The sequence below is a fragment of the Neisseria oralis genome (assembly GCF_045062685.1).
GTDB lineage: Bacteria > Pseudomonadota > Gammaproteobacteria > Burkholderiales > Neisseriaceae > Neisseria > Neisseria oralis.
In genome coordinates this window covers 1-1,129 of record NZ_JBJGEB010000031.1, presented here as the reverse complement: position 1 = coordinate 1,129, position 1,129 = coordinate 1, and the positions used below count along the sequence as shown (strand labels likewise).

General features: G+C 46.6%; 1 protein-coding gene and 1 pseudogene. Both read left to right on the top strand.

The annotated features are described in order from the left end of the window. Positions 1-233: pseudogene (locus tag ACI43T_RS11920) on the top strand (type IV secretion system protein); the annotation flags it as partial. Positions 234-244: 11 nt separating this feature from the next. Further along, positions 245-763 (top strand): DUF4189 domain-containing protein, encoded by a 519-nt coding sequence (locus tag ACI43T_RS11915; protein WP_405387324.1) that lies wholly within the window; start codon positions 245-247, stop codon positions 761-763. The last annotated feature ends 366 nt before the right edge of the window (positions 764-1,129 follow it).

The following is a 1,129-nucleotide window of genomic DNA, read 5'->3' as shown; positions in this document are numbered from 1 at the left end:
CATCGCAAGATCGTCCGGGCATTGCGCAGATTACGATCATGCAGGGCGGCTTGGGGCTGATGATGAGCACGCTGATGATAACGGCGCCGTTGCTGGTGGGGAATCTGATCGGGTCTTCGTTGGGGTTTAATACTTATAACCCGTTGCAAGGCGGGAACAGTCCGCGAAATTCGGATGGGTCGCCTAGGGTGCATCAGGACCGGAAACAGGGTGATGATGGAACAGTTAAGTAAGGTAGATGATTATGAAGAATATATTTTGGATATTTTTTGCAATAATATCAAGTAGTTTTGCGCATGCAAATGAAATGAATAATCCCTGTGTTTATCATCCTAATTTGCCGGGATGTGCGGGTAATAACCGTCCGATAGGACAAAGTGACTATGTCATTAATATTCCTACCCATTGGGGAGCTATTTATTATAATGCAGCAAATCAAGCGATCGGCTATTCTGAAAACAATACCAAAGGCTACCGCTCCGCCAATAAAGAGGCATTGGCAAATTGCATTAAGGCAGGAGGTGGTAAGAATCCATTGGATCGCAATGGGGAAGGCTGTAGCTTAATGACTGAATTTCAGAATCGGTGTGGAGCGATCGCATTAGGCAGCAGTGGCGGAAAATATAGGGCTGCGGCAAAGAATGCTACATTATTGTCTGATGCGGAACAAAAAGCGATTTCTGCATGTGAGGCAGGGCAACCATTTAAATGTACTGTCCGTTATTCTGGCTGTTCCCGCCACCCCGATTATCTCCGTTACTAAATGATTTTTTCAGACGGCCTGTTAAGCTCAGAGGCCGTCTGAAAATTTTTCATTTTCCGTTCCGATAAAAAACATTTTAAAAACCGACCGCACTTTGTGCGGTTTTTTTGTCGCCTGCGGTTTGTGTGTTTCAAGTTTCAGACGGCCTCTGTTCTCGGAAATACATTGAGGCCGTCTGGAAAATACGGAAAGCATGGCGGCAACGACCATTGTGGCATTGGAGAAATCCAACTCGCTGGTGGAGAAGCTGGTGGGCGGGGTAGGCAAAGGCATAGACAGCGCGAAGAAGGAAATTCGACGCGCATTGCAATAAAACGGATACGGACCGGTTGAAAACCGGAGGGCAAACAGGCAGAATATGGACAA

Bases quoted from the DNA above. Each gene is read 5' to 3' on its own strand.
- ACI43T_RS11915 (WP_405387324.1), top strand. From the start codon at position 245: ATGAAGAATATATTTTGGATATTTTTTGCAATAATATCAAGTAGTTTT.